Here is a 20,899-nt window from a genome sequence, read left to right on the forward strand (position 1 = left end):
ACAGACCGCACCGGGCCGCAGGCACTATTGAAGTGCATGTCCGCCTCAGTCGGACTGAATGCAGGCCGGCAGCGCTGCGCTGCGGAGCTTTCCGGGATTGAGCAGATTCAGGGGATCGAGATCGGCCTTGGTCTGCAACAGCACGGGATCGAGCTGGTTGTTGGCCTTGCCGTCTTCCACCACATAGACATGCGGATTGTTGATCTGCACGCCATGCTTGCGATAGATGTCCATGATCGCGTTGAGCCGCTCGGCCGAGCTGAAACGCACCAGCTCCAGCCCGCTGCAGTTGAACTGTCCTTCCTTGGTGCGCAGAAACTCCAGATGGAACAGGACCTCGTCACCGAGCTCGCTGCGCAAGGCCTTGAGCTGCTCGCCAAAGCTTGCGGGGTTGTAGCCGGTCTGCAGATAGGTCAGCTCCCGGTCCAGCTTCAGCGCATGCAGGGTCGTATGGTTCCAGCAATACTCGACCAGTGATTTGTAGCCCGCAGCCGGCTGCGCAGACCAGCGCCCGCGCTCGCAGTAGCTGAGTGTGCCGCCGCTGCGCTCCAGCAATAGCTGCATGGCCTCCTCGGCTTCGGGTGCCACCAGCGCAATGACCGCGTGGCAGCCAGGGGGCAGATGCTCGGCCAGACTGGTGAAATAGGCCGGCACCGGAGCCGCCATCAGACTCAGTTCCTTCTTGCGGATGCCAGGCGCATTGCCCAGCTGCTGCGCAAAGCCCAGCGCCTCGTCAAAACCCGTGAACGTGGCAATGCATTCCGTCCAGTTCGTGGCATCTGCCAGCGCCACTTCGAGCTCGAGCACAATGCCGGTCGTGCCATAGGTATGGTGCAGACGCATGGCGTCGGCACCGCGCAGCTCCAGAATGCGCGGCTCGGCCTCCACCGTCATCACGCGCGCAGCCAGCACATTGCCCGCAGAGGCGAGCGGCCCATAGGTGATGGAGCCGGCGCCGCCGAAGCCTCCGCCAAACAGACCGCCCAGGGTGGCGCTGCGGTAGGTGGACGGCAGCCAGCGCAGCTCCTGCCCCTGCTCGCGCGCGCGCTGGTCGAAGTCCGCCAGGCGTATGCCGGCCTGTGCCCGGCCCACGCTGCCGCGTACCCAGCACAGGCTGTTATAGCCGCTCAGATCCAGGATCACGCCGCCATGAAGCGGCGTGCTCTGGCCGTAGTTGCCGGTGCCGCTGCCGCGCAGCGTGATGGGCACGCCCCGGCGCGCGCAATGGGCCACGATCTGGGCAATCTCGGCCTCGGTGCGCGGACGCACCGCAATGTCGCCGCGCTTGCCCTGCAGGGCCTGCTTCAGAACCGGGCTGAACCAGGAAAAATCCTGGGACAGGCGCGACACTTTCAGGGAGTCGGTGATCCAGTCCAGCGCAGGCAAGGCGCTGGCCAGCTGGCTGCTGTTCTCGGCAATCGGATTGGTGTTCATGGTCGTGGCGCAAAAATGCAAGGCATGAGTCGGCCCATATGCCGCGCAGTGCGGGCATGACGGGAGCAGAAATGAGCAAAGGGGTGAAGCGCTAGTCGCTACCGGATTCGCTGGCATGCCAGCCGCCCAGCGCCCGGCGTGTGCACCAGGCCATGAGCACGAACAGCGCCACGCCGGTCAGCGAAATCAGCAGCAGCGCAGCGAACATGCGTGGGATGTTGAGCTGAAAACCCGCTTGCAGGATCTGGTAGGCAAGACCCGCCCCCTGCCCGCCGGTACCGGCCACGAACTCGGCCACCACGGCACCTATCAAAGCCAGGCCGCTGGAGATGCGCAGCCCCCCGAAGAAATAGGGCAAGGCACTGGGAATGCGCAAGCGCATCAGCACCTGCAGGCGCGTGGCCCGGTTGAGCTTGAAGTAGGCCAGCAGATCCGGCTCCACACTGCGCAGGCCCAGCGTGGTGTTGCTGATGATGGGAAACAGCGCCACCAGCGCTGCACAGATCACCATGGACAGCACCGGGTCCTTGACCCAGATGATGATCAGCGGAGCCACGGCCACGATAGGCGTCACCTGCAGCAGCACGGCATAGGGAAACAAGGCCGTCTCGATCAGCTTGCTCTGCACGAATACAAAGCTGATCAGCACGCCCGCCACGGTGGCCAGCGCAAAGGCCAGCAAGGTGATCTTGACGGTGACCCACAGGGACAGGCCGAGTGCAGCCCAGTCCGTCATCAGGGTCTGCAGCATCAGCAGCGGCGAAGGCACCAGATAAGGCGGCAACTCCAGCCCGGTCACCAGGGCCTGCCAGAGCAGCAGCAGCACAAGGCCCACCAGCGCCGGCAAAAGCACGCGCTGCACCTTGGGCTGCAGCAGCCAGGGGGTGGCCGCCTTGGCGGACTTGACGGCAGCCACCGCACGCGCGCCGGTCGCGGCAGACCTGTTGTCGGCGGCCCTGGCCGCATCATCGGGAATGGAAGCGGGCAAGGCGCTCATGACAGACTCTCCTCCACCATGGCACTGGCGCGCAGCAGGCTCGATTGCAACTGCTGGGCATGGCGGGCGAACTCGGGGCCGAGCATGAAGTCGGCAGGCCGCGGATAAGGGGCATCGATGCGAAACTCCTCCACCACCCGCCCCGGCCTGGCCGCCATCATCACCACCCGGCTGGACAGAAAGACGGCCTCGTGGAGGGAGTGGGTGACAAAGATCACCGTCAGCTTCTTCTTGCTCCAAAGATCCAGCAACTCCGCGTCCAGCTTGTGGCGCGTGATCTCGTCGAGCGCGCCGAAGGGCTCGTCCATCAGCAGCAGATCGGGCTCGGTCACCAGGCCGCGGGCAATCGAGACCCGCATCTGCATGCCTCCGGACAGTTCGCGCGGCAGGGCTTTGGCAAAGCGTGCCAGGCCCACCAGTTGCAGGGCCTCCGTGACGCGCGCATCGGCCTCGGCGCGCGGCACGCCAGCCAGATCCAGCGGCAGCCGCACATTGGCATGCACGCTGGACCAGGGCATGAGCGTGGGCTGCTGAAAGACAAACGCCATCTTCTTGCCGCCGGCATGCAGCTGCGGCACCGGCTTGCGCCACAGCAGCAATCTGCCGTCGCTGGGCTCCAGCAGACCCGCCACCATCTTGAGCAAGGTGCTCTTGCCGCAGCCCGAGGGGCCGAGCAAGGTCACGAACTCACCCTCTTCGATGCGCAGATTGACGGGCAGCAACGCCTGCGTGCCGCCGGGATAGGTTTTCTCTGCAGACAACACCTCCACTGCGGGAATTGCTGCTGCGGGAATTTCAGAGCCGCTCATAGTCACCTTTCGCTGCCGCTGCCAGCCCATGCCATCAGGGCAGGACCTTGATGTTTTGAATCAGGCTCAGGTTGTAGGCATCGGCCTGCCTGACCTTGGCCGGATCGATCAGCTTGGCGCTGACCAGGAAGTCATAGCTGGCCTTGACCCGCGCATCGGTCATCACGCCGATGCCCAGCCTGGCGGCATCGCCGCCGGCGACCATATTCATTTCCTTGAGCTTGCCCACGCTGTAGGCCAGCTGTTCGTCGGTCATGTTGGGGTTGTCTTTCTTGATCAGGGCATTGGCCGGCGCGGGATCGGCCAGATAGCTCTTCCAGCCTTCCATGGAGGCGGTGACAAAAGCCTGCACCGCCTTGCTGCGCTCCTTGACCGTCTTGTCCATGCAGGAGATGGTCGTGGCATAGGCCGGGAAGCCCCGATCGCTGAACATCAGCGTGTTCGCCTTGACGCCAGCCTTCTGAATCGCAAAGGGCTCGGACGTCAGATAGCCTTGCTGCGCCGAATTCTTGTCCACCAGAAACGGCTGGATATTGAAGGTGTAGGGCCGGGTCTGGGAGTCGGTGAAACCATATTTGGCCTTGAGCCAGGGCCAGTAGCCGCGCTGCGCGGAGGCGGCGATCAGAATGGTCTTGCCCTTGAGGTCCTCGAACCGCTTCACGTCCTCATGGGCGATCAGCACCTGTGGATCCTTCTGGAACACCGCGGCCACCGTGGTCACGGGAACGCCGCCCTCGCGCATCTGCACCATCTGCAGATCGCTGGAGCCCATGACACAGTCGGCCTGACCGGCAGCCATCATCTGCGTGATATTGACCTGGGGGCCGCCCATCTTGATACTGACTTCCAGACCATGCTTTTTGTACAGCCCTGTGGCCACGGCCTGGTAGAAGCCACCATGCTCGGCCTGGGCATACCAGTTGGTCATGTAGACGAATTTTTCCTCGGCGTGGCCGAGGCCGCTCAGACCGCAGGCCAGCATGGCCGCGCAGGTCAGGGGTTTGAGGAGTTTGGCAGTCTTCATCGTGGCGGATCTCCGAAGGTTTGAAACAGGCAAGGCGAGAAAGGGCGTCAGGCCAGGGCAGGCTCCACATGCCCCTGATGCTGGGCTCGGCCCCAGGTGGCTTCGTCGCGGCTGGCCCATTGCAGCTCGTGCAGCTCGGCAATGGCGGCGGCCCAGCTTCGGGCCAGGGATTGCAGGATCTCCTGCCCCTGTTCGGCGGTGGCGGGGGTCGGATCACCGATCACGCCGCTGGGTCCGAAGTCCCGTGCGGTCCAGGCGCAGGCGGGACGGCCATCGGGCGACAGCAGGCTGGAGGGGAACACGGGCGGGTAGTTGATGACGGCCCGCTCCATGTGCACCGTCTGCGGTGCCAGCGCCAGCATCAGTGCGGTCTCGGCATGGCCTGCATGCATGGCCAGCTTTTTCTCCAGGTTCGACAGATATTGGCCCGCGACATGCGGCACGCGCCAGGTAAAGCTCGGCACCACGATGAAGTCGCCATGGCGCAGGCGCAGCTCGCGCGCCGCGATCTCCAGCACCTGGGGCTGGCCGCCGTGGCCGTTGACAAACAGCAGCTTGCGAAAGCCTGCGCGATACACCGACTCGCCGATTTCATTGATCGTGGCCAGCAGGGTTTCGCCGCTCAAGGTCACCGTGCCGGGAAAGTGCAGATGCTCCTCCGACTTGCCATAGACGATGGGGGCCATGGCGAATGCAGGCACGGCGGCGGGCAACTCCGCCATGGCGGCGCCGACCACGCCCGCCGCAATCGTTGCATCCACGGAGCAGGGCAGATGCGGACCATGCTGCTCCATGGCGCCCACAGGCAGCACGATCACGGTATTGGCCTTGTCCGGCAGGGCCGCAACCTCGGTCCAGCTCAGATAGGGCAGAAAGCGCTCGGCAGGGGTGTATCCGTGCAGCATGGGTTCTCCGGGGTGAGTGATGAATGGGTCAACGCAAGGGCAGATAGGCCGTGGCCTCCACCTCGATCAGAATGTCCGGCGTGGGCAGCATGCCCGCCACCTCGACCACCGTGGAAGCCGGTGATTCGCCGGGAAAAAACAGCTTGCGCACACGGCTGTACTGCGGGAACTGGTCCAGATTGCGGAAGTACTGCACCAGCTTGAAGACATCCGACATCTGGCCGCCGGCGGCCTCCACCGTCTGGCGGATGCGGTCCAGCACCCACCAGCTCTGCGCCAGGATGGGACCCTCCTTGATGTCGGTGCTGAACTCACCGGTACGCCCGATCAGCGCCGCCGCTTCAGCAGGAATGTCGGCATAGCCGCGCACGATGCGATTGGCGCCCGGGTCCACGGCGATCACGCCCGACAGGAACACCAGATCGCCCGCCCGCCGCCAGGCCGCATAACGTGCCAGGGGTTGGGCAATGCCTGTGGTTTCTGCGCTCATGCAACGCTCCGTTCAATGCAGGGTGTGAACCAGGCAGCCAGCGGCTCGCCGTTGCTGACGCGCCCCTCGCGCATCACCACGCGGCGCTGGCTGCGGGATGGAAAGCCGCTGACGCTGGACTGAGGAAGGATCACCAGATCGGCTGTCGCGCCAGGCTGCAGCGGCAGGCGGCCGACACCATGACCCAGCCAGTCGCGGCGACAGACGCTGTCGCTCCACTCGTCAAAGGCCGAAGTCAGCTGCGCTGCCGCCACGCCGGTGGTCAGCGCCTCCAGCGGATCGAAACTGCCCAGCGGACAGAAAGGGTCCTGCACGTTGTCGCTGGAGATCATCAGCGGTATGCCGCGCGCCCTGGCCTCCTTGAGCAGCGTCAGGCCTCGCTGGCGCGGCGTGACACCGGTTTGCGCGTCCTGCAGCAGCAGGTTCGTCACCGGCAGGCTGACCATGGTGATGGGAGTGCTGGCCACGGCATCCAGCGTGCGCAGCGCCTGCTCCAGCGGTTGCGCCGCCAGCGCGCAGGTATGGCCGCAGACCACACGTGCTTCGAAGCGCAGCTCCTTGAGCAGCGCGGCCGTGGTGGCCAGTCCCTGGGCTGCGGGGTTGAGTTCCTCATCCACATGCAGGTCCACGTCCAGGCCGTGCTGCTGCGCGGCCTCAAGCAGATTGCGCAAGGCCTGCGGACTCCAGTTGGTGGAATGGACAAAGCCGCCGAGCAAGGCCCCCGCGCCGCTGAGCGCCACCTGCTTGGCCAGGCGCATCGCCATGCCGCGCTCCTCATACAGATGCAGGGGAATCAGGCTGACGCGCTCGAGCAGCACGCGCCCGGCCCATTCCTGCGCCAGCTCGCGCAGCACTTCCCAGGCCACGGGCACCGAGTCCGGCTCCCACCAGTCGCAATGACTGCGTGCATGCGAAACGCCGGCTTCATAGGCCCATTGCAGGCCCTGGCCCGCACGGCGGCGCACATCGGCCGCCGTCCAGTTCTGCTTGTCCACCATCATGGCCTCTATCGCGGCCAGCAGGCCCGGCTTCACCGCTCCCATGCGCTCCAGTGTGAACGCCTTGTCCAGATGCAGATGCGCATCCACCATGGTCGGCAGCACCAGCGCTCCTTGCAGATCCCAGACCTGGGAGCCGAAGCTGCGCGGCAGGCCTGGAGTTTCTGCCCCGATGGCCGCAATGCGCCCGTTGGCGATCTCCAGGCGCGACAGCGGCATCTCGCTGCGCTGTCCCAGGGCCGCGAGCAACCAGCGCGGCAGCCGTGCATTGCAGAGTGTCAGATGTGAGGACATGGAGGCTCTCCTAGGCAAAGCGGCGCATGGCCCGGCCGACATGGGCCTTGAAGGACTGCAGCCGAGATGGCGTGGCCACGTTCATGTGGTAGCAGGCGTGATAGTCGATACGCGCCTTGCCGCCCGTGAGGATGCGCAGATAGCGCGTGATGCATTTGCGCGGTGGGTCGCCCATGAAAAGCGCGGTCCAGCGCGGACGCCCGTAAGTCACCACCGCCGCAATGCGCTTGAGATGGGTCAGCGCCGGTTTGACGTTCTGCGGATCGCTGATGTCGAAGGCCACCCCGGGCATCAGCACGCGGTCGAAGAACCCCTTGAGCATGGCCGGCAGGCCAAAGCACCAGGTCGGGAAGCAAAAGACCACGGCCTCGGCCCACAGCAGACGGTCCACATAGCGCTGCACCGGCAGCCGGTTGTGCGGCACCTCGTGATAGCCCAGGCGTTCCTCGCGGGACATCACGGGATTGAATCCTTCCGCGTACAGGTCGCAGTCATCGACCTCATGCCCTGCGCCGCGCAACTGCTGCACCACCTCGGCATGCAATGCGGCCTGATAGCTGGTTTCCACGGGATGGGAGAAGATCACAAGCACTCGCATGACGGCCCTTCAAAGATCCAGGGTCAGCGTCGCGCCGCGATTGCGTGCGCAGCACAAAGCCACATGCGTGCTGCGCTCCTCGGCGGTCAGGCAGCGGTCATGGTGTTCCGGATCGCCAGCCGTCCAGCGCGTGACGCAAGTGCCGCAAATGCCTTGCTCGCACACCGTCTCTATGGGCACACCGGCCAGTTGCAGCACATCGGTGATGCGCTCTGCGGGCTCCACCGGCAAGCGCAATCCCTGACGCAGCAATACCAGCTCAAAGCCTTGTTCTACGGGCGTTTCCAGAGTATCCGGGGCAGTGTTGGGCATGATTGACCATCCGATTTGATCGACTGGTCAAATCTAAGCAAGCGGTGTGCCAAAACACGCCAGGGAGCGCTACCGGCCTGCCGCCAGGGCCACCTGCACCAGGCTTGCGCAGACCGACTTCAAATTGGTGCCAGACCGCAGCTCAGCAGCACGGAAGTGGTGAGTTCCCGGGCGATATGCTCGCGATCCAGCGGCTGGTCGTCGGCGCACTCCAGCATGACCCTGGCCTGCACCGCATAGTCCGCATAGTGCTGGGTCATGCCCCAGATCTGCATCAGCAGCACGCGCGCATCGAGGCTGCGCATGCGGCCCTGCGCGATCCAGGCATTGATCAGATCCACCTTCTGCTCCGTGGATCTCAGCGCGACAGGCCAGTATTGATGCAGACGCAAGCCACCACCCAGCACCTCGTTGGTGAAGATGCGCGACAGGGCCGGATTGTCCAGCGCATAGTCCAGCTTGCGCCGCACATAGTTGCCGATGATCTGCGCCGGATCGTCCAGTGCCGGATCGAACGCAAATGCCGCCGACCAGGCCTCCAGCAAGGCATAGAGCAGCTCGTCGTACAAGGCCTGTTTGCTCTCGATGTAGTAATGCAACTGGGGCTTGGTCAGGCCCGCTCTTTCCGCGATCGCCTGGGTGGATGCCCCCTTGAAGCCATGGCTGCTGAACTCCGCAATCGCCGCCTCGCGGATGGCTTGCAGAATCTGCTCTCGGGTGCGGCGGACAACAGGCGTGGAATCGGTCATGGCAGCAGGCTGTGAAACGGATCTTGAACTGGCGGAATGCAGCTTCATCAATGCACGGCAAAGCGCAGCAGATACTCGTAGCTGTTCTCGGTGGTTTGGGGATCGCCCTGCACCGGCTGACGCAATATGGCCTGCAGCGTATTGCTGCCGACAGCAGGCGTCATGCTCGCCTGCCCCTGCGCGTCCGTCATCTTGGGAGAGCCACTCTCTCCCCAGGACAGCCTGACGCCGGGCTGCGGCTTGCCATGCAGCAACACCTGCAGCTTGAGCGGCTGACCGGCATGGGGAGACTGCCCCTGCAGCGGCACCACCTCGAACATCTGGCCCAGCGGCTTTTGCGTGACGACGCCCCACTGCACCACGGTCTTGTGGAACTTGCGCGCATGCACGCCGCGCACCGCACCGGGGTTCTTGTCCATGGGCAAAGGCAGCATCTCGCCCTCGGCCCTGGCACTGCTGAAATAGCCGTTGTCCAGCTCAACGGCTATCAGCGCAGCCTTGGCATCGGGCTTGACACGGATACCGCCCTGCACATTCTTTACATCGCTGGACACCTCGCGGCCGCGCAGGTCATAGGCATGCACGCGCTGCAGCTTGGCCGGGTCAAAGACTTCGGTCCTGCCTTCATGACCGCCAAACTGCATGACATAGCCGCCCTGGGCATCGGGCTCCAGCCAGACGTTATGGGCAGAGACCGGTTGGGCGCATAGCAGCCAGGCAGCGGCCGTGGTGCACAGAATGCGCGCGATGATGTTGTGACGTGTGCTGCAAACAGACATGGAGGCTCCGAAAAATCATAAGGAAAACTGCAGGCCCAGTTGCACGCTGCGCGGCGCGCCGGGCGCGACCAGACGCTGGCCGGCAATCATGGTGGTGGTACTGGCATAGCGGGTGTTGGCGGCATTGCGCAGCCACAGGCTCAGGTGGGCATTGCGCGCCAGGCTCGCCGGCAGGCGGTACTGCAGGCCCAGGTCCAGCCAGCGATAGCTGCCTGCCCATTCGGTATTGCCGGTATTGATGGGCGCGCGCCCCACATGGCGCAGCAAGCCATGCACGGTGACATCGCTGTGCGGCATCCAGCGCACATGCAGGGTGCTGGTGTACTCGGGCACGGCCACCACACGCCTGCCAAGCAGTGCGGCGTTCGCGTTCTGCGTGACTTCGGAGCGATTGCGGCCATAGGCCCATTCCACATGCCAGTGACGGCTGGGCAGCCAGTGCAGCTGCAGCTCGGCGCCCTTGCGCACGGTCGCGCCCAGGTTCTCATACTCGCCGGGGGCCGTGTTGCGTATTTCATGGCTGGAGCCGATGCGGTAGAGCGAGGCATCGATCAGCCACTGGGCCGATGGTTTCCACTCCACGCCCAGCTCGCTCTGGCGAAAGATATTGGCATGCAGATCGCTGTTGCGCAGCGCGTATTTGGCAAAGTCGCTGGGCAGCGCAAAGCCTTGCGACCAGCTGGCCCGCACGGCTGTCCGTGCATCGAGCTGCGCCAGTGCCCCCAGCTTGGGGCTGGCATGGCTGCGGCCCTGCATGCGATTGCACTCATCGCCACCGGCCTCTGCCCCCAGCAGGCGGCAGCGGCCGTCAAAGTGGTCCCAGCGCAAGGCCGCCGTGGTCTGCAACCAGGCCGTTGGCTGCCAGCCAGCCTGGCCGTAGAGCGCCGTGTTGTCGAGCCGCGTATTGCGATCATTCAATGCAGGGCCGGTGCGCCGGCGATCGAGCAATCCATCCCAGTAGCCATAGTCGGTGGACTCACGCACCTGCTCCAGACCCAGCATCCAGTTCAGCTCGCGCGCCGCAAGAAGGGACTTGCCGCTGAGATTCAGCCCTGCTCCCAGCACGCTGCGGTCGTAGCGCTCCTCGCGCTGCATCCAGGTGGCGCTGCGCGGGCGGGTGAACCAGCGCACAAAATCCTGCTGCGTGCCGTAGACAAAGCCCAGCAGCCGGGTCTCTGCATCCAGTGCGTACTGCGCATCCAGACGCAGCGTGCCAAAGTGCTTGTCGGCACCGTCGCCCACCACACGGCTGTCCTTGCCCTGAGGATTCTCTCGCCATTGCGCTTCGCTCAGATAGCCGGGCGAGTCGCCACGCGCCTCGTGCCAGCGGCCCGACAGCGAGATATCGAGTTTTTCGTGCACCTGGTGCTTCCAGGTGCCGCTGATGGTGCTGCGCTCATAACGAGAGGCAGGCCGCGCCCCGTCACCGCGCGAATGCTGGGCCGCCAGATTGAGCTGATCGCCCCCCTCCAGCCCGCGCCCGAGAGCGGCCTGGGCATCGAACATGCCGCGCGACCCCGCGCTGACATCCAGCTCCGTATAGCTGCCGCTGCGCCGCGTGCGCAGCTCCAGTAGTCCGGCGCGGTTGTAATTGCCCTGCAGCACCGACACGGGACCGCGATAGACATTGAGCTGATCCAGCTCCAGCGGCACCACCACATTGAGATCGAAATAGCCATCGGCATGCGACATGGCTTCGTTGAGCGGGATGCCGTCCAGTGTGGCCGCCACATCGCCGCCATGGCCTCCGCCGCCAAAGCCGCGCAACACCAGCGCATTGGCCACACCGCTGAGCTGGTAGTGATTGACATGCATTCCAGGCACCAGATTCCACAGCGACTCCACTTCCTGCCTGGGCTGCTCGCGAATCTCGTCGCGCCTGAACTCGGTGACGGAAAACGCGCGTTGCGCATCGTCCAGCGCCTGGCCTTTGACCTGGGCATTCACCCTCACCTCGGGCAATACCTTGTCGCCGTCCTTGGCTGTTTGCGCTTGCACGGCTGAAGCCATCCACAGCGTACCGCCCAAGGCCAGCACTCCGAGTCTTGCCGTGGTACCCAGGCACTGAGCGCCTCCCCTATTGAATGGTCTTTTGTACATGCACCAGAACAGCAAAGTTCGTGCCATGCAATGCACCGCTACGGCTCGACAATGCACCACAAAGCACCATCGCTGCCTCTTCGATACACCGTGGTGCACAACCGCATGCCGAAGGCACCAACAAGGTGCAGAACATCTGCAACGGCTTGCCTGCTGGCTGGCAACAAAGGCTTGCCTTTGGCATGGCACTTGCTACATAAAGGGGCATGACACTGACTCATCGCGTTCATTCAGCCCTGCCGGATGCGCGCGCCGACTGAGGGATTGAAGAAGATGGAACTGACACCGCGCGAAAAAGACAAGCTGCTGATCTTCACCGCGGCCCTGCTGGCCGAACGGCGCATGGCCCGCGGCCTCAAGCTCAACTACCCCGAGGCCGTGGCGTTGATCAGCGCCTTCGTGATGGAGGGCGCGCGCGATGGCAGGACCGTGGCCCAGCTCATGAGCGAAGGCCGTAGCGTGTTGACCCGCGCCGATGTGATGGAGGGCATCCCCGAGATGATTCCCGACATCCAGATCGAGGCCACCTTCCCCGATGGCACCAAGCTGGTCACCGTGCATGAGCCCATCGCCTGAAGCGGCATCCAGAGAATTCAAGCCTTTCAGCCATCAAACCCTTATCCATCAAGCGCAGACAGCTATGAAATTCAATAAGCTCCTTGCCACCACAACCGCTGCGGCGACTGCACTGCCCCTGTCCGCCCTCGCTCATATGGGCACCGATGCAGGCGGCCATCACCACTTTCTCGATAGCCTGGTTCATGCCTTTGCCCACCCGTTTACCGGAGCGGACCATCTGGCCGCCATGCTGGCCGTAGGCGCCTGGAGCGCGCTGACCCTGCCCGAGCTGCGCACGGCCTGGCGTGCACCAGCGGCCTTTGTGGCCCTGCTGGTGGCGGGCGCCGTGGCCGGCTTTGCCGGCCTGTGGGTGCCGGGCGTGGAGCCCATGATTGCCGCATCCGTGCTGGTGCTGGGCCTGCTGGTGCTGGTCCAGCAAAAAATGCCCTGGGCCGCCGCCGCCGCACTGGCTGCGGTGTTTGCCTTCTTCCACGGCGCAGCGCACGGCTTTGAGCTGGCCGGAGACAGCGGCCTGGCTGCCGTCGGCGCGCTGGTGGGCATTGCGCTGGGCTCGGCCTCACTGCATATCGCCGGCATGGTGCTCGGTCATGCCGTCATGCAGCGCCACCAATGGACTGCCAGGCTCGGCGGAGCTGCCACCGCCGCGCTCGGCGCTTTCATGCTGACGAAACTGGCGTGATATGCAACACCCCGGCACGGCGCAGCACAGGGCTCTAGCGCAAGGAGACGATAGATGATCCCCGGTGAACTGATTCTTGACGAGGGCAGCCATGCACTCAACCCCGGCCGCCGCACGCTCACGCTGGTGGTGAAAAATGCCAGCGACCGGCCGATTCAGGTCGGCTCGCACTACCACTTTGCCGAAACCAATGCCGGCCTGGATTTCGACCGCGCTGCCGCCCACGGCATGCGCCTGAATATTGCCAGCGGCATGGCCGTGCGCTTCGAGCCGGGCCAGCAGCGCACGGTGGAGCTGGTCGAGATCGGCGGTGACCGCCAGATCTATGGTTTTCGCGGTCTGCTCCAGGGTCCATTGCCCGCAGTTGCCAGGGACTGACCGGTCATGCTGATGCTGTTTGCTTCTGCTTTCGTGCTGGGCCTGGTGTTCAATGCTGCGCCCGGCGCGGTGTTTGCAGAGACCGTGCGCCAAGGTGTGCGCGGCGGCTATCGCCCTGCACTGGCGGTACAGCTGGGCTCCCTGGTGGGTGACGCGAGCTGGGCCTTGCTGGGCCTGGCCGGCATTGGTCTGGTCATGCAGATCGACGCCTTGCGCTGGCCGGTTGGCCTGGCGGGCGCCGCCTACCTGCTCTGGCTGTCCTGGGACAGCTGGCAGGCCGCGCGAACCGAACACCGGCTCGATGCCTCAACCACCGCCGCCGCCACGCAGAAACAGGCCCTGCGCCGCGGCATGGCCCTGTCGCTGAGCAACCCGCAGAACCTAGCCTACTGGGCAGCCATGGGCAGCGCCCTCGGGGCGGTGGGAGTGACCCAGCCCAGCGCTGGCGATTACGGGCTGTTCTTCGCGGGATTCATGACTTCATCCCTGCTCTGGTGCTTTGTCTGCGCAGCCTTGGTGGACCGGCTTTTCCGCCGCGCTGCCGCGCACTGGAGCCGTTTTACCTACCGCTGCTGCGCCGCACTGTTGCTGGCCCTGGCGCTGGGCACCTTGCGCGACCTGCTCGTCACAAGCCCCGCAGCCCTGCCACCGGCAGCCCAGCAGCAGTCCCTGCGCTGAATACCTGAATCGGAGATTCCTCAATGGCCACCATGGACCGACGAGCCTACGCAGAAACCTTTGGCCCCACCGTGGGCGACCGCCTGCGCCTGGCCGATACCGAACTCATCGTCGAGGTCGAAAAAGACTACACCCTGGCCGCTGGCGGCTATGGGGAGGAAGTGAAGTTCGGCGGCGGCAAGACCATCCGCGACGGCATGGCGCAAAGCCAGCGCACACGCGACGGGACGGGGACAGGGCCTGACGGAGGTGGCGCGGTCGATACCGTGCTGACCAACGCACTGATCCTGGACCACTGGGGCATCGTCAAGGCCGACATCGGCCTCAGGGACGGCCGCATCGCGGCCATAGGCAAGGCCGGCAACCCGGACACCCAGCCGGGTGTGAACATCATCATCGGCCCGGGCACGGAAATCATCTCCTGCGAAGGCCATATCGTCACCGCAGGCGGTATCGACACCCATATCCATTTCATTGCCCCGCAGCAGATCGAGGAAGCACTGACCAGCGGCGTGACCACCATGATCGGCGGCGGCACCGGCCCGGCCACCGGCACCTTCGCCACCACCTGCACGCCAGGCCCCTGGCATATGGAGCGCATGCTGCAGGCCGCCGACGCTTTCCCCATGAATCTGGGTTTTCTGGGCAAGGGCAATGCCAGCCTGCCTGGCGGCCTGCATGAGCAGATCAGTGCCGGCGCCATCGGCCTCAAGCTTCACGAGGACTGGGGCAGCACGCCGGCCGCCATCAGCAACTGCCTGGATGTGGCCGAAGACACCGACACCCAGGTCGCCATCCACACCGACACGCTCAACGAGTCCGGCTTTGTGGAGGACACCGTGGCCGCCTTCAAGGGCCGCACCATTCACACCTTCCACACCGAAGGTGCGGGTGGCGGCCACGCGCCCGACATTCTGAAAGTGGTGGGCGAGGCCAATGTGCTGCCCAGCTCCACCAACCCCACCCGCCCCTACACCATCAACACGCTGGACGAGCATGTGGACATGCTCATGGTCTGCCACCACCTGGACGCGGGCATTGCCGAAGACCTGGCCTTTGCCGAAAGCCGCATCCGCAAGGAAACGATTGCGGCCGAGGACATCCTGCACGACATCGGTGCCATCAGCATGTTCAGCTCCGACAGCCAGGCCATGGGCCGCGTGGGCGAAGTCATTCTGCGTACCTGGCAGACCGCGCACAAGATGAAGCTGCAGCGCGGCCCCCTGAGCGGCGACGGCGCGCGCAACGACAACTTCCGCATCAAGCGCTATATCGCCAAATACACCATCAATCCCGCGATTGCCCATGGCATCAGCCACGAGGTGGGCAGCATCGAGGTGGGCAAGTGGGCCGATATCGTGATCTGGAAGCCCGCCTTCTTTGGCGTCAAGCCTTTTTGCATACTCAAGGGCGGCAGCATCGCCATGGCGGCCATGGGCGATCCGAACGCCTCCATTCCCACGCCTCAGCCCGTGCATTACCGCCCCATGTTTGCAAGCTTTGGCGGTGCGGTTGCCAGAACTTCTCTGACCTTTGTCTCCCAGGCAGGACTTGCCGCCGGCATCGGCCAGCGCTTCGGGCTGCACAAGACCCTGTCGGCAGTCAAGGGCATACGCAAGGTGAAGAAGCAGCACATGATCCACAACGATCTGGCGCCGCATATGGAGGTGGACGCCCAAACCTATGCCGTGCGCGCCAATGGCGATCTGCTGACCTGCGAGCCCGCGGTCAGCCTGCCCATGGCACAGCGCTACTTCCTGTTCTGAGCGGTGTTGAGCTGAAACTCCGTATCCGGATGCTGCACGCCCTTGCCCTCAAACCAGGCCAGCCAGTCGCTGACGGCGAGCTGCGGCGCAGCGCTCACGGTGGCGGGCAAGGCCTCGTACACCAGCACCGTGATGGACTGCTGAGAGCCCTGGATCAGCATCACGGGCAGCGTCAGAATGCGCTTGGCGTATTCGCCCAGGTCTTCGGGCCAAAGGCCTTCGATGCGATCCATGGCCCGCTCCAGTGCTGCGTCCATGGGGTAGACCTCGGCCAGCACGGTCTGCGAGCCTTGCAGCCTCAGGCCCGGGTACCAGCCCAGGTCATGCAAAGTGCCGGTCAGCAGGGTCCTGCCAACACAGGCGATGCCCGGCTGGAGCCTGGCAATATCGTTGATGCCACCGGCACGCAAAGTGCCATACACCGCCACATAGGCTGCGCCACAGCCCTGCCAGTCAGCAGGCGCATCATGCAAAGAGGTCGGGGCTGCCATTTCTGCCGAAGTTTCCAAAATAGTGGTCATCTTGCTCGAACCATCAAAATCACTGAGATGCGCAGCACATGCAACATGCGCGCCAACCGGGTTCGGGCCTTTTATTTCATTGTGAATTCACCATGCTGACTGCCAACAAGCTGCTGCTCCAAGGCCAGGGCCTTTCCACCGTCATCCTCAAACGCGCAGCGTCCGTGGAACTGGACTGGGATGTGCGTCAGAAAAGCCGCTTTGCCGCCACCGACAGCCAGGGTCGCGAGCTGGCCGTCTTTTTGCCGCGCGGCCAGGCCGTGCGCGGCGGCGATGTGCTGGTGGCCGAAGACGGCAGCCTGATCCGCGTGCTGGCCGCACCGCAAAAAGTGCTGCACATCACTGCCTGCGCCGAGCATGGCACGCCGTTTGACCTGATGCGCGCGGCCTACCATCTGGGCAACCGCCATGTGCCGATCGAGCTGCAGCCCGACCATTTGAAGATCGAACCCGACCATGTGCTGGCCGATATGCTGCGCAGCATGCATATGACGGTCGTCGAGACCGATTTGCCCTTTGAACCCGAAGGAGGCGCCTATGGCGGCCATGTGACCAATGACGGCCACAGCCACCATCATCATGGCCATGGACACTCGCATGACCACGCCCACTGAGCCACTGCTGGCTCTTGGCGCGCAGAGCTTTCTGCAGCTGATGTGGCTGGCCTCGCCGGCGCTGCCCATCGGCGGTTTTTCCTATTCTGAAGGGCTAGAAGCGGCCATCAATGCAGCGCTGGTGACAACGGAAACAGAGGCCGCCGGCTGGCTGGTGCAGCAGCTGCACCTGACCCAGTCGCGCGGAGACATGGCCGTGATTGCGCAGGCCATGCAGGCCTGGAAAAGCGCGGATCTGGCGCGCATTGCCAGCCTCAACCAGTGGGTAAGAGTCACGCGCGAAACCAGCGAGTTGCGCCTGCAGACCGAGCAGATGGGCCGCTCGCTGACCGAGTGGCTGAAAAACCGCTACGCCGATGACACAACCCTGCTCGCCCCCATCCGCTGGCTGGCCGCGCAGGATGCCAGCTACCCCATCGCCTTCTCGTTTGCGGCGCAATGCACCGGCGCCACGCCGCGCGATGCACTGCTGGCCTATGCCTTTGGCTGGGCAGAGAACATGGTTCAGGCCGCCATCAAGGCCGTCCCCCTGGGCCAGAGCGCCGGCCAGCGCATTCTGGCGCGACTGACTGCCGAGATTCCCGCCGCCGTCGAATACGCACTGGCATTGCCGGACAGCGCAAGACAGGCTTTTTCGCCCATGCTGGCCATTCTCTCGGCCCAGCATGAACACCAGTATTCTCGACTTTTCCGTAGCTGAACCTTCATCCGCCATGTCTGCATTGTTTGCCGCCACACCCCAGCCACCGTACTACGCCGCCATCTTCACCTCCCTGCGCACCCAGGCGGACCAGGGCTATGGCGAGATGGCCGAGCGCATGGTGGAGCTGGCCGGCCAGCAAGCAGGCTATCTGGGCGCTGAAAGCACCCGCGATGCCCAGGGCTTCGGCATCACCGTGTCTTACTGGGAAAGCGAGGAAGCCATCCGTCAATGGAAGCACAACGCCGAGCACCAGATCGCCCAGGAAAAAGGCCACACCACCTGGTACCAGCATTTCGAGCTGCGCATTGCCAAGGTGGAGCGTGTCTACGGCAAGGCCCGCTGATCGCAACCCTCTCATTCACTAAAGAACTCACCATGTCGACCGCACTGCACCATATCCCCAACCGCACCAAGAAGCTGCCGCCGCTGCGCGTGGGCATAGGCGGGCCCGTGGGCTCGGGCAAGACCACGATTCTGGAGATGCTCTGCAAGGCCATGCGCGGCAAATGGGACCTTGTCGCCATCACCAACGACATCTACACCAAGGAGGACCAGCGCCTACTGACCATCAGCGGCGCCCTGCCCGCCGAGCGCATCATGGGTGTGGAAACCGGCGGCTGCCCGCACACGGCGATTCGCGAGGACGCCTCCATCAACCTGGAGGCCATTGACCGCATGCTCAAGGACTTCCCCGATGCCGACATCGTCTTCATCGAATCGGGCGGCGACAACCTGGCTGCCACCTTCAGTCCCGAGCTGTCGGATCTGACCATCTACGTGATCGACGTGGCGGCAGGCGAGAAAATTCCGCGCAAGGGAGGCCCCGGCATCACCAAGAGCGATCTCTTCGTCATCAACAAGACCGACCTGGCCCCCCATGTGGGCGCCAATCTGGACATCATGCGCAGCGACACCATCAAGCAGCGCACCTCGCCCAAAGGGCTCAAGCCTTTTGTGATGACCAACCTCAAGACACTGGAAGGTCTGGACGAGGTAGTGGCCTTCATCGAGAAGCAAGGCCTGCTGACGGCCTGATCGCCTCTTTCGGGACGAAAAAAAGCCGCCTTGAGCGGCGGCTGTTTCTCGAACCAGTGCGTGATTACTGGTTGGCCAGATCCAGATGGAACTCGCGAGCTTCTTGGATGAATTCGATCAGGGAGTTGATAGCTTGGCGCATGATGAGCTTTCTATGAAATCAAGAGATGCACTTCAAGCGATGGACAGTATGCATCTCATGTACTGTCATTCGCGGGTTTTACCTTAAGGGTTAACCCTTGGTGCTAAGTATAAACCACTAGCCCCATTTTTGCAAAGCCCATCCTGCGCAAAGAACGTCAGGCTCGTCAGTGCACTGCCCTGAAGTGCTCGCTCACGCAGTTGCAAGGCCTGTGCAGATCAACGTTTGCGAGATTCCTGCATCAAAATTGCCGCAGAACGCTGTACTTTTCACCAGTACGTCACCGAATTTGCCCTCCGACTGCTACGCTATGGCCTGTTGACAATATTTGTGGCGGGATCACAACTCCCGCAGGTGGAAAGTGGAAATGGCGCGAGATTGTGGTTTGAAGCAGATGGACGGACTCTCGTCCCATCGAGTGAATGCCGACATCCAGCCCGGCCGATATGCAGCGCCCGCCTTCCGCGGCAAGGGAGTGCGCGCATGAGCTCCACACTGGCCGGCCCCGGCACGACCGACTCCTGGCATATCACCACCATGAACCCCGCAGAAGCCCCCTGGCATCTGCTGCTGCTGGCCGACCCCTCACGCGAGCGCGTCAAGCGCTATCTGCCCGGCTCCACCTGCTTCGCAGCGCGCCAGACGGAACAGTTCACGCCCAGCGGCCTCGGCGCCCTGATTGGCGTATGCGTGCTGATCCCCGAGGGCGACGGCCTTCGCCGGTGGGAGCTGATGAACGTGGCCGTGTCCACGGCCTGGCAGAGCAAGGGCATAGGTTCTGCCCTGCTGCAGCGCGCCATCCGTGAGATGCGCGAACGCGGCGTGCAACAACTGGAAGTGGGAACTGGCAGCTTTGGCGACCAGTTGCTGTTCTATCAACGCCTGGGGTTTCGCGTCACCGATATCGAGCGCGACTTCTTTTTGCAGAACTACACCACCCCACTGTGGGAGCGCGGCGTACAGCACAAGGACATGCTCAAGCTGACGCTGGAGCTTTGAAGACAGGGGCGGCCCCGCCCAATGTCCACAAGGACTACCCTTTGAAAAGCACAAGAGGCGCCTTGGCGCCTCTTGTTCATCTCGCTTCGTTTGCCCGGCGTCAGGCCGCCTTGAGGCGACGCGCACGCACGGCGGCTGCCAGTTGCTCCAGCACCGGAGTGGTCTGCTCCATGCTGATGCAGGCATCGGTGAGCGAGACCCCGTACTGCAGCTCATGCCCTTCGACAATGTCCTGACGGCCTTCGCGAATATGGCTTTCGATCATCACGCCGGTGATGCGTGTGTCGCCCCCGGCAATCTGCTGGGCCACATCCGCTGATACATCGATCTGGCGGCGATGTTGCTTGCTGCTGTTGGCATGCGAGAAGTCGATCATCACCTGCGGATGCAGGCCCGCTTTTTCCAGCACTTCGCATGCTGCCTGAACATGGGCCGCGTCGTAGTTGGGAGCCTTGCCGCCGCGCAAGATGATGTGGCAGTCCTGATTGCCGCGTGTCTCGAAGATCGCACTCTGGCCCATCTTGGTCATGCCCATGAAAGCATGAGAGGACTGGGCGGCCAAAATGGCATCGCTGGCCACCTTCACGCCGCCGTCGGTGCCGTTCTTGAAGCCCACGGGGCAGCTCAGACCGCTGGCCAGCTGGCGATGGCTCTGGCTCTCCGTGGTGCGCGCGCCAATCGCGCCCCAGCTGACCAGGTCGCTGATGAACTGCGGCGACAGCAGGTCCAGGAATTCGGTGCCGGCCGGCAGGCCCAGCGCCAGCACATCGAGCAGCAGGCGGCGCGCCAGCTCCAGCCCTTCGTTGACGGCAAAGCTGCCGTCGCGGTACGGGTCATTGATATAGCCCTTCCAGCCCACGGTGGTGCGCGGCTTCTCGAAGTAGACCCGCATCACGATCAGCAGATCGTCCTTGAGCGCATCGGCCTGGACCTTGAGCTGGCGCGCGTAATCCATGGCCTGGTCGTGGTCGTGAATGGAGCAAGGCCCGACCACCACCACCAGCCGGTCATCCTGGCCATGCAGCACGCGCGAGATGGCGGCACGGCTGGATTCGACCAGTTGCTGCGCCTCTTCGGTCACGGGCAGCCACTCTTCCAGCAGTGCCGGGGTCAGCAGCGGGCGCACGATCTTGATGCGTGTGTCGTCAATGCGGGTCTTGTCCAGCGTGGTCAGTTTGGGCTGGGCCTTGCGGGCCGAAGCTGCGCTGGGATGCAGGGGCGTCGTGGAGGATGTCATCCCGTTATTGTCGCGCCATGCGCTTTAACCCGCGCGCTCGCCCCCTTCGGCGGCTGCGGTAAGCGGCCTGCAGCCGCCA

At 64.0% G+C, this 20,899-nt stretch carries 23 protein-coding genes and 1 pseudogene; 10 read left to right on the forward strand and 14 right to left on the reverse strand.

Going from position 1 to position 20,899, the window contains the following annotated elements:
- Positions 1-45: 45 nt before the first annotated feature.
- From AC1RTQ_RS04295 to AC1RTQ_RS04350, 12 genes are all read right to left on the reverse strand, one after another.
- Entirely contained in the window at positions 46-1,434 is a 1,389-nt protein-coding gene (locus AC1RTQ_RS04295) for an FAD-binding oxidoreductase (protein WP_492874480.1), read from the reverse strand.
- A 91-nt stretch (positions 1,435-1,525) separates the two neighbouring features.
- A complete protein-coding gene (locus AC1RTQ_RS04300) occupies positions 1,526-2,431 on the reverse strand; it encodes an ABC transporter permease (protein ID WP_492874481.1) in 906 nt (301 codons plus the stop codon).
- The gene (locus AC1RTQ_RS04305; protein ID WP_492874482.1) at positions 2,428-3,240 is read right to left on the reverse strand and encodes an ABC transporter ATP-binding protein; all 813 of its coding nucleotides are present in this window, start codon (positions 3,238-3,240) and stop codon (positions 2,428-2,430) included. The genes AC1RTQ_RS04300 and AC1RTQ_RS04305 overlap by 4 nt, the downstream gene beginning before the upstream one ends.
- 34 nt (positions 3,241-3,274) lie before the next feature.
- Entirely contained in the window at positions 3,275-4,222 is a 948-nt protein-coding gene (locus AC1RTQ_RS04310; protein WP_492874519.1) for an ABC transporter substrate-binding protein, read from the reverse strand.
- Positions 4,223-4,311: 89 nt separating this feature from the next.
- A complete protein-coding gene (locus AC1RTQ_RS04315) occupies positions 4,312-5,169 on the reverse strand; it encodes a creatininase family protein (RefSeq protein ID WP_492874483.1) in 858 nt (285 codons plus the stop codon).
- A gap of 28 nt (positions 5,170-5,197) precedes the next feature.
- Positions 5,198-5,659: a RidA family protein gene (locus AC1RTQ_RS04320; RefSeq protein WP_492874484.1), complete on the reverse strand. Its 462-nt coding sequence runs from the start codon at positions 5,657-5,659 to the stop codon at positions 5,198-5,200.
- Entirely contained in the window at positions 5,656-6,951 is a 1,296-nt protein-coding gene (locus tag AC1RTQ_RS04325) for an amidohydrolase family protein (RefSeq protein ID WP_492874485.1), read from the reverse strand. The genes AC1RTQ_RS04320 and AC1RTQ_RS04325 overlap by 4 nt, the downstream gene beginning before the upstream one ends.
- Before the next feature lie 10 nt (positions 6,952-6,961).
- A complete protein-coding gene (locus tag AC1RTQ_RS04330; protein WP_302088717.1) occupies positions 6,962-7,549 on the reverse strand; it encodes an NAD(P)H-dependent oxidoreductase in 588 nt (195 codons plus the stop codon).
- A gap of 9 nt (positions 7,550-7,558) precedes the next feature.
- On the reverse strand, positions 7,559-7,861 hold the full coding sequence (locus tag AC1RTQ_RS04335; RefSeq protein ID WP_492874486.1) for a 2Fe-2S iron-sulfur cluster-binding protein: 303 nt from the start codon (positions 7,859-7,861) through the stop codon (positions 7,559-7,561).
- Between the two features lie 119 nt (positions 7,862-7,980).
- Positions 7,981-8,610 carry a TetR family transcriptional regulator C-terminal domain-containing protein gene (locus tag AC1RTQ_RS04340; protein ID WP_409815312.1) on the reverse strand — a complete coding sequence of 210 codons (630 nt, stop codon included), beginning with the start codon at positions 8,608-8,610 and terminating at the stop codon, positions 7,981-7,983.
- A gap of 47 nt (positions 8,611-8,657) precedes the next feature.
- Complete coding sequence (locus tag AC1RTQ_RS04345) at positions 8,658-9,389, reverse strand: DUF4198 domain-containing protein (RefSeq protein WP_492874487.1); 732 nt, start codon at positions 9,387-9,389, stop codon at positions 8,658-8,660.
- A 15-nt stretch (positions 9,390-9,404) separates the two neighbouring features.
- Positions 9,405-11,516 carry a TonB-dependent receptor gene (locus AC1RTQ_RS04350; RefSeq protein WP_492874488.1) on the reverse strand — a complete coding sequence of 704 codons (2,112 nt, stop codon included), beginning with the start codon at positions 11,514-11,516 and terminating at the stop codon, positions 9,405-9,407.
- Positions 11,517-11,762: 246 nt separating this feature from the next.
- Between AC1RTQ_RS04350 and AC1RTQ_RS04355 the strand changes: the two genes are divergently transcribed.
- The 5 genes from AC1RTQ_RS04355 (at position 11,763) to ureC (ending at position 15,569) form a co-directional block, all read left to right on the forward strand.
- On the forward strand, positions 11,763-12,065 hold the full coding sequence (locus AC1RTQ_RS04355; RefSeq protein WP_003068240.1) for an urease subunit gamma: 303 nt from the start codon (positions 11,763-11,765) through the stop codon (positions 12,063-12,065).
- Between the two features lie 64 nt (positions 12,066-12,129).
- A complete protein-coding gene (locus AC1RTQ_RS04360) occupies positions 12,130-12,747 on the forward strand; it encodes a HupE/UreJ family protein (protein ID WP_302088712.1) in 618 nt (205 codons plus the stop codon).
- A 54-nt stretch (positions 12,748-12,801) separates the two neighbouring features.
- Positions 12,802-13,125 (forward strand): urease subunit beta, encoded by a 324-nt coding sequence (locus AC1RTQ_RS04365; protein WP_302088711.1) that lies wholly within the window; start codon positions 12,802-12,804, stop codon positions 13,123-13,125.
- Positions 13,126-13,131: 6 nt separating this feature from the next.
- Positions 13,132-13,803: a LysE family transporter gene (locus AC1RTQ_RS04370; protein WP_492874489.1), complete on the forward strand. Its 672-nt coding sequence runs from the start codon at positions 13,132-13,134 to the stop codon at positions 13,801-13,803.
- A 23-nt stretch (positions 13,804-13,826) separates the two neighbouring features.
- On the forward strand, positions 13,827-15,569 hold the full coding sequence (gene ureC, locus AC1RTQ_RS04375; protein ID WP_302088709.1) for an urease subunit alpha: 1,743 nt from the start codon (positions 13,827-13,829) through the stop codon (positions 15,567-15,569).
- Here ureC and AC1RTQ_RS04380 read toward each other — a convergent pair.
- Entirely contained in the window at positions 15,554-16,090 is a 537-nt protein-coding gene (locus AC1RTQ_RS04380) for a gamma-glutamylcyclotransferase family protein (RefSeq protein ID WP_492874490.1), read from the reverse strand. The two genes, ureC and AC1RTQ_RS04380, sit on opposite strands and share 16 nt — an antisense overlap.
- 92 nt (positions 16,091-16,182) lie before the next feature.
- Here AC1RTQ_RS04380 and ureE point away from each other — a divergent pair.
- The 5 genes and pseudogenes from ureE to AC1RTQ_RS04405 all read left to right on the forward strand — a co-directional run.
- A pseudogene (gene ureE, locus AC1RTQ_RS04385) lies at positions 16,183-16,701 on the forward strand (urease accessory protein UreE); the annotation flags it as partial.
- A complete protein-coding gene (locus tag AC1RTQ_RS04390) occupies positions 16,688-17,404 on the forward strand; it encodes an urease accessory protein UreF (protein WP_304351856.1) in 717 nt (238 codons plus the stop codon). The pseudogene ureE and the gene AC1RTQ_RS04390, both read left to right, overlap by 14 nt.
- Positions 17,405-17,417: 13 nt before the next feature.
- Complete coding sequence (locus AC1RTQ_RS04395; RefSeq protein WP_302088706.1) at positions 17,418-17,750, forward strand: antibiotic biosynthesis monooxygenase family protein; 333 nt, start codon at positions 17,418-17,420, stop codon at positions 17,748-17,750.
- Positions 17,751-17,782: 32 nt separating this feature from the next.
- Positions 17,783-18,442 carry an urease accessory protein UreG gene (gene ureG / locus AC1RTQ_RS04400; RefSeq protein WP_492874491.1) on the forward strand — a complete coding sequence of 220 codons (660 nt, stop codon included), beginning with the start codon at positions 17,783-17,785 and terminating at the stop codon, positions 18,440-18,442.
- A 625-nt stretch (positions 18,443-19,067) separates the two neighbouring features.
- Positions 19,068-19,583, forward strand: a complete 516-nt coding sequence (locus tag AC1RTQ_RS04405) for a GNAT family N-acetyltransferase (protein ID WP_492874492.1) — start codon at positions 19,068-19,070, stop codon at positions 19,581-19,583.
- 100 nt (positions 19,584-19,683) lie between these two features.
- Here AC1RTQ_RS04405 and AC1RTQ_RS04410 read toward each other — a convergent pair whose 3' ends face one another.
- Complete coding sequence (locus tag AC1RTQ_RS04410) at positions 19,684-20,820, reverse strand: 3-deoxy-7-phosphoheptulonate synthase (protein WP_492874493.1); 1,137 nt, start codon at positions 20,818-20,820, stop codon at positions 19,684-19,686.
- Between the last annotated feature and the right edge of the window lie 79 nt (positions 20,821-20,899).

Source organism: Comamonas sp. GW821-FHT11H03 (assembly GCF_058807955.1).